Below are 6,837 nucleotides of genomic sequence, written 5' to 3' on the forward strand. Positions count from 1 at the left end.
ATACAGAAGCGCGTTCACGATCTCGCGCAGCTCCGTCTTGCGCGGCCGACCGATGCGGTTCGGCGCCGGCATCATCGGTTCGATCAGCGCCCACTCCTCATCGGTCAGATCACTTGCATAGCGCGGGCAGCGCCGTTCATACTGCCGGCGAGTGGTTTCGGTCCAAGGCATCGTGATCTCCGTCGAATCTCAGCAATCCGACAGAATCATAACCTGCTGAAATCACTCACTCCTTTTTGGATCGGACACTAAGACATGGGTGACAACCTCATTTCGACATTCTGCGGGATTGAAGCCGAAGTACGGCCGAAGTCAGCGCCCTGTTCTCACCCTCGGACGTTCCGGCAATTCTGCCGAAAGCCGGGGAGAACCCGAGTGCCGATTCATTGCAATTGCGGTTTTTTGAGAAAGCTGCGGCGGTCGGCTGACTTGACGCGCAGCCATGTTTCTCGGCCGGCGCGCACTACTCTCATCGGGATCTCTACTCCCGCAGGGCCGCTCGTCCACAGTTTGCGGTAAAAATCCGCCAGGCCGTCAACTTCTTCGTCCCGGATGTCCGAGATGACGTCGCCCTGATGCAAGCCTGCTTGGGCTGCCGGACCTCCCTCAGCCACGCTCATGACCACGACGTCGCCGTTGCTCTCGGCGGAAAAAACTCCGAGCCAAGGCCGAGGCGGCTTGGTGACTTGGCCTCGAGTGAGCAGATCGTCAAGAATAGGCGGCAACAGGTTGATAGGCACCACCATATTGATATCCGCACTCTCTCCGTTCCAGCTCATCTGCAACCGCAGCGAGCCAATGCCCAGAAGTTTGCCGTCCTGCCCGATGAGTGCGGCGCCTCCCCACGAGGGATGGGCAGGCGCGATGAAAATCGCCTCGTCCAGCAAATACTCCCAATAGCCGGCGAATTCCTGCTTGGCCACGATGTTGGCCTCGATCGCTCGACCAATCCCGTCGGCAAGCACGACAGGATCGCCTAACTTGGCTTCGGCCGCGTCACCGAAATCCAGCGCGGGAAGGCCAAGCTGCCCCAGTGCCTGCACCAGGCCAAACCCGGTTTCCTGATCGTAGGCAAGCGCATGAGCGGGGACCAGGAGCCCGTCATCGCCTGTCACCCAAACATCCTCGGCCTCGGTGATCAGATATCCGATCGTGAGCACCAACCCGTCTTCCCGGATGACCACGCCGCTGCCTTCCCTTTGGGTGCCCAGCGTTGCTGCGGTGAAGGCGTCTTCCGGAATGGAGGAGCGCACGGTCACGACCGACCGTAGGATCGAATTGATATTCATGTCTCATCCTAGCAAGTCGCGGCCTAAGGATCGTGACGGCACACAAGGCCGCGCGCCATCCCGTATAGGTATGCCGCGCACCGCCAGGTGCAAGGCCTTGGGCGCAGGGCTCCGAACTCGGGTTAACGGGTCGACGAATGACGGGATAGAGAGTGACAACCAGCCCTTCAGCCGAATGCTTAGCTCGATACGGTTACAGCCTTGTCATTGTCACCGGCGGCACTCAATCGCTCCGCCGCAAGCTCGATGAATGCCTTGACCGCAGGCGAAAGGTGGCGGCTGCTCGGATATACGGCGTAGAGGCCGCCAGCCGGCGTCGTGTAGTCGTCGAGAATGCGGCGGACCCGCCCGTCCGCGATGGACGCTTCGGCCATCCTGTCGGGCAGCTGGGCGATGCCGTAGCCGGCAATCACAGCGGCAATTACCGCCTGCATTTCATTGGCGGCGAAGCGTCCGGACACCATGACGCTTTCCTCGCCGTGCGGCCCCTCCAGAACCCAGTGCGCATTGGCCGCCGAAGGGCCTGCGATGACGCAATGGTGGAAAGCAAGGTCCGCCGGCGCTTCCGGCACGCCGCGGCGCGCCAGATAATCCGGGCTGGCGCACAGGATACGATGCGTCGAGCCGAGCTTGCGGGCGATCAGCATCGAGTCCGGGAGGACGCCGGTGCGGAAGGCGAGATCGATGCCGTCCTCGACGAGATTGAGCCTGTCGTCGGTCAGGCGCAGTTCGACCGCGGTTTTCGGGTACATCGCAAGGAAGCCGGACACCGTGCCGGAGAGGAAACCGCCGAAGCCGACGGGCGCCGATATCCGGATCGTGCCCGAAGGCTCCGCCCGCGCTTCCGCAAGGCGCAGGTTCGCATCCTCGATCGTCCGCAGCGCCTGGCTGCTCCGCTCGTAATAGAGACGGCCCGCATCCGTCACGCTGAGGCTGCGCGTCGTGCGCTGGAGGAGACGGATGCCCACCTCGCGCTCGAGCGCGGCAATGCGGCGGCTGACCGTCGTCTTGGGCATGCCGAGCAGGCGCGCGGCAGCGGTGAAGCTGCCGGCCTCGACGACGCGAGCGAACACCACGATATCGTTGAGATCGAGCATTGTGCCACTTTTGGAACGATGTTTCCCAATTGTAGGCTGTTATGGATCAATGTTACAGGCCCTAACTTGGCTCTATTGGAAACAAAAGGAGCAGACACATGACCACCAAGCGAAGCGTTCTGGTAACCGGCGCCACCGGACAGCAAGGAGGCGCGGTTGCGCGCGCACTCTTGTCCAGGGGACATCGCGTCAAGGCACTGACCCGCAAGCCGGATAGCGATGCCGCCCGGCAACTGGCCCCGGCGGGCGCCGACATCGTGGCAGGCGATCTCGGCGACGCGGCGTCCATCGTGAAGGCTGCAAGCGGCGTCGACACCATGTACCTGATGGGCAACAGCTACGAGGCCGGGGTGGAGGAGGAGGTCCGCCAGGGCATCATTGCCGCCGATGCGGCGAAGGCCGCCGGCGTCGGGCATTTGATCTATTCGTCCGTTGCCGATGCCGACAAGAAGACAGGCATCCCGCATTTCGAAAGCAAAAATCTCGTCGAAAAACATGTGGCCGGGCTCGGCATACCCTACACCATCAGCGCGCCGGCCGCCTTCATGGAGAACATTGTCGCGCCGTGGTCGATCGGTGGGCTGCGCCAGGGCATGTACGCGTTTGCGATGCCTCCCAAACGCGTCCTGCAGTTGGTCGCCCTGGAGGACATCGGGGCTTTCGTGGCAGCCTTGGTCGAGCGGCGCGAGCAGGTTTTCGGCAAGCGTTTCGATATTGCCGGCGACGAGTTGTCCGGCGAGGAGCAGGCGAAAATCCTGTCGCAAGCCATCGGCCGTCCGATCAGCTATCAGGAAATCCCGATTGCCGCAGCTCGCCAGCAAAGCGAGGACACGGCGCTGATGTTCGAATGGTTCGACCGCGTCGGCTACGATGCCGATATCGCCGCATTGCGGAGGGATTTTCCCGAGGTCCGCTGGCACAGTTTCGCCGACTGGGCACGCGAATTCGACTGGAGCGTTCTCGACCGGACGTCTTCTGCCGCCTGAGTTTCCATAGACATCACCGGCTGAAGCGGAAAACCGGAGAGCCGGGGTCCGCTTCCCACCACCGACAGCAGACACTTTGCTGCTGCTGGAATCCGATACACGGGTTTTACCGTACGTCGCAGAAGTTAAGCGCTAAAGTTGTCGTATGTCTCACGAACAGGGGGAGTGTTGGTCATGAAGACGGCAATCGTATTCGACTGCGAGTTTGTTTGCGTCGAGGGCTCGCTAAGCAGGTTCTGGTGCGCGGCTCACGACCCCGATCCCGTTATCGCGCAGATCGGCGCCGTGAAGCTCGGGGTGGCGGGCGATTTCCCTCTCTTGGATACCTATAAAGCCTACGTTCAGCCGATTGACCGTTTTGGCAACAGGTATGTAATCGACCCGTACTTCACCGAACTGACCGGCATCACCGAAGACAACATACAGACTGAGGGGTTGCCGCTGCAGGACGCCCTTGCGGGAATTGATCGCTTCTCAGAAGGCGCGCGGTTCTGGTCGTGGGGCAAGGACGAACTGAACATGGTCGCCATTAGCTGCTACATCACAGGCGTTCAGCCGCCCATCCCTGCCCAACGGTTCGACAACGCGGTCAAGCTGGTGATCGCGGCGGGGATGCCGATCGAAGACATAGCGAAGACGCCCAGCAACAAACTTGCAGACTACTATGGCGTTGAGCACCCTCCATTGCAGGGGCATGACGCGCTCGACGATGCCCTATCCGTCGCATACGCGCTGCAACATCTTTTGAAGACCGGGAAATTGCAGTCAGACGCCTTCGACCGCACCTAGCCCTCGATCGACAAGCGAAAAGACTGTATTCCGCCCGTAGCGGTCATTCATTCCATCTGGGTACATGGCTGCAAATGCGCATTTGCAGACGCGTCGAATAGCCCGGCTGCGCTAGGCTTTCGAAATCCAGTATGCGTCGGTGACCAGCCAGGCATCTTCGATGCAAGTGTCCGATCGCCCTCGATGGTATTGCGCAAGGTCAGCGACCTTGCCTCGTGCAGCCCTGAGGGCGGCCGTTAAAGCCTTTTCTTCGTCTCTGCGCCTGGCTCCGCCGCAATGGTAAAAGCCGCATGGCACAAGTGACCTTATAGGAAACGCATCGCCAGCTCTTTCCAGAAGCATCATGAAGCCCCATCGGTCTTCACCCGTGAACGGCAGCGCCATCCGGCCGGCGTCGGACAAATTTGAAAGCCACCGTTCCGGCACGTGCGTCACTCCTGCGAAGGCGACCACAACATCGAGGTTTGGCAGGTCAACTGCCTGTGTGGCGTCACCGGATATCACTTCGATATGGGCATAGTGAGCAAGATTGCCTTGCGCGCGCCGAGCGAGGTCTTCATCGATCTCATACGCAATCACGCGTCCCTCGGAACCGGTCAGTTCAGCGAGAATGGCGGTGAAATAGCCGACGCCGGCGCCCACCTGAAGGATAGTCTGGCCGGGCGTTATGTTCAGATGGTCGAAAACAAAGGCCCAAAGCGACGGCAATCCGCTGTTCAATCCGCGCTTTTCGTCAAGCGAGACCAGAACATCGTGGTAAATCTCATGAAGTGCGGCTGAAGGGCTCGTATGGACTGCCCCGACTTGCAATCTCGAATGGATACGCCATGGGCCGCTGCCGAGATATTCCTCGCGCGGGACTTTGGCGAATGCGTCGATGACGGCAGGGTTGTGCACAACGGGCGATGAGACGCGCAGGTCTTCGGCAAACCATCGGCGCGCTTCGTTACCATCGGTTGTCGGCATGGGCATCGGCTCCCCGATTATGCGTACTTTCTCATGCTCTCAGAAAACCGAACGGCGGCAAAGGGTCCCTATCTTCGCACACAAGGCGATCCGGCCATGACTGCTTTCCACTCTAAGGGAGTCAGCGGCCAAAAGGCAGCTCAGGCGCCTCGGATTCGCCTTTGCTTCAGGGGTGCGAGGCGCCGCCCGCGACCGAATAGGAATTCCTGCGGGAAGGAGGGCAGCCCGCTGGGTCTAGGCGCCTCGCCGCTTTCATGAGGAGAGACGGCGCATGGATGGGGTCGCTCCGGCATATGACACGGCGGCCCGATCTGTCCGTCGTTCGGGCGTGGGACTGCAAAACCGCTTGAGCGGTGTCGCTTTAACTATTGTAATCATTGCAAAAACGTAATGTGCCCGTTCAGTTTGGGTTCATCGCCCGCTCGCTAGGTTCCCGGTATCGACAACATGGAGCCTACCGATGTTCAAACGAACCGTTCTTGCCGCGATTGCGATCTCGATGCTCGCGGTTCCAGTCGCCCAGGCTCAGCAGCGCCATGATGGCCCGCGCCAGGGTCAGCATTATTCGCACCAGCACAAGCGGGATTTCCATGCACCGAGGCGCCATGAGGTGCGCAAACATCAGAACAAGCGGCACCACTGGTCCAGGGGGAAGCGCGTTCCGGAATGGCAGCGCAGGCAGGCGATCCGCGATCACTACCGTTACGGGCTCAGGCGTCCCGGTCGTGGCCAGCAGTGGGTGAGGGTCGACAACGACTTCCTGCTGATCAGCCTGGGCACCGGGATCATCGCAAGCATCATCGCGGGACGCTAGGCGACAAGTCTGTCACACGACAGAGGCGGGTGATGAACCCGCCTCTTCCTTGCCGACTAGGCGGCTGCTTTCCTGCGCGCCCGCTTTACAGGTTCCGCCGCCTTGGGTTTGCGGCCGAGCCCCATCTTCTTGGCGAGTTCCGAACGCGCCGCCGCGTAGGACGGAGCGACCATCGGGTAGTCGGCTGGCAGATTCCACTTCGCCCTGTACTCTTCAGGCGTCATCCCAAACGTCGTCTTCAAATGCCGCTTCAGGGATTTGAACTTCTTCCCGTCATCGAGGCAGACTATGTACTCCGGAGTCACCGATTTCTTGATCGGAACAGCAGGCGTAAATTTTTCTGACGGTTCCTTGGCGGAACCATTCGACAGTACTGCCAAAGATTGATGGACCTGCGCGATCAGAGAAGGCAATTCAGACACCGGAACCGGATTATTCGAGACGTAAGCTGAGATCACGTCGGCAGTCAGTTCTATGGTATCGGTGTTGTTGAGATTGTCGTTCATATCGGAATTCCCTCGTTTTAGTTTAGCTCGCCCAGCGGGTAGATATTGCTTATCGGGAGGGATGCAACCCTGTTGTGGTGCATAGTCTATTTGACGCGATCGCCGCGACAGTCTTCCATATCAAGCACCAGCGTCGTTCCGGTCGACGGCGGCCAGCCGGGTTCGGCCGGCATGACCGGGACATTGCCCGCGCCCTCGCGGCGTCTCGCCCCCGGCGAGCAGGAGCCTTCCGCCAGGAGCCGCCGATACTATATAGCCGCTTTCGGCTGCGGAGCCGATTTCCAGAGCGACGGGGATGCCTTGCCAAAAGGCACTTGTGTTTTTTGGCCGTTCTCGCTAATCGCCCCGCATTCGAACGAGCTAAATCCCTGTTGCCAAGGAAAGAATACG

The 6,837-nt window shown here is 60.4% G+C and carries 8 protein-coding genes; 3 read left to right on the forward strand and 5 right to left on the reverse strand.

Going from position 1 to position 6,837, the window contains the following annotated elements; translation table 11 throughout:
• The 3 genes from G6N73_RS34055 to G6N73_RS34065 all read right to left on the reverse strand — a co-directional run.
• Nucleotides 1–171, reverse strand: a 171-nt coding sequence (locus G6N73_RS34055) for a transposase (protein ID WP_165034298.1), incomplete at its 3' end; no start/stop codon positions are given.
• Between the two features lie 212 nt (nt 172–383).
• Complete coding sequence (locus G6N73_RS34060) at nt 384–1,289, reverse strand: S1C family serine protease (RefSeq protein WP_165034299.1); 906 nt, start codon at nt 1,287–1,289, stop codon at nt 384–386.
• A 179-nt stretch (nt 1,290–1,468) separates the two neighbouring features.
• Entirely contained in the window at nt 1,469–2,386 is a 918-nt protein-coding gene (locus G6N73_RS34065; RefSeq protein WP_165034300.1) for a LysR family transcriptional regulator, read from the reverse strand.
• Nucleotides 2,387–2,484: 98 nt separating this feature from the next.
• Between G6N73_RS34065 and G6N73_RS34070 the strand changes: the two genes are divergently transcribed.
• Both G6N73_RS34070 and G6N73_RS34075 read left to right on the forward strand, forming a co-directional pair.
• Nucleotides 2,485–3,372, forward strand: coding sequence for an NmrA/HSCARG family protein (locus G6N73_RS34070; RefSeq protein WP_165034301.1), 888 nt, complete (start codon nt 2,485–2,487; stop codon nt 3,370–3,372).
• A 174-nt stretch (nt 3,373–3,546) separates the two neighbouring features.
• On the forward strand, nt 3,547–4,161 hold the full coding sequence (locus G6N73_RS34075; RefSeq protein ID WP_165034302.1) for a 3'-5' exonuclease: 615 nt from the start codon (nt 3,547–3,549) through the stop codon (nt 4,159–4,161).
• A gap of 111 nt (nt 4,162–4,272) precedes the next feature.
• Here G6N73_RS34075 and G6N73_RS34080 read toward each other — a convergent pair whose 3' ends face one another.
• Nucleotides 4,273–5,127 (reverse strand): protein-L-isoaspartate O-methyltransferase family protein, encoded by an 855-nt coding sequence (locus tag G6N73_RS34080; RefSeq protein ID WP_165034303.1) that lies wholly within the window; start codon nt 5,125–5,127, stop codon nt 4,273–4,275.
• Between the two features lie 460 nt (nt 5,128–5,587).
• Between G6N73_RS34080 and G6N73_RS34085 the strand changes: the two genes are divergently transcribed.
• A complete protein-coding gene (locus tag G6N73_RS34085) occupies nt 5,588–5,941 on the forward strand; it encodes an RcnB family protein (protein WP_165034304.1) in 354 nt (117 codons plus the stop codon).
• A 56-nt stretch (nt 5,942–5,997) separates the two neighbouring features.
• Here the strand turns inward: G6N73_RS34085 and G6N73_RS34090 are convergent, their stop codons facing one another.
• Entirely contained in the window at nt 5,998–6,447 is a 450-nt protein-coding gene (locus G6N73_RS34090; protein ID WP_165034305.1) for a Ros/MucR family transcriptional regulator, read from the reverse strand.
• Nucleotides 6,448–6,837 lie beyond the last annotated feature (390 nt).

Source organism: Allomesorhizobium camelthorni, from assembly GCF_011045125.1.
GTDB lineage: Bacteria > Pseudomonadota > Alphaproteobacteria > Rhizobiales > Rhizobiaceae > Allomesorhizobium > Allomesorhizobium camelthorni.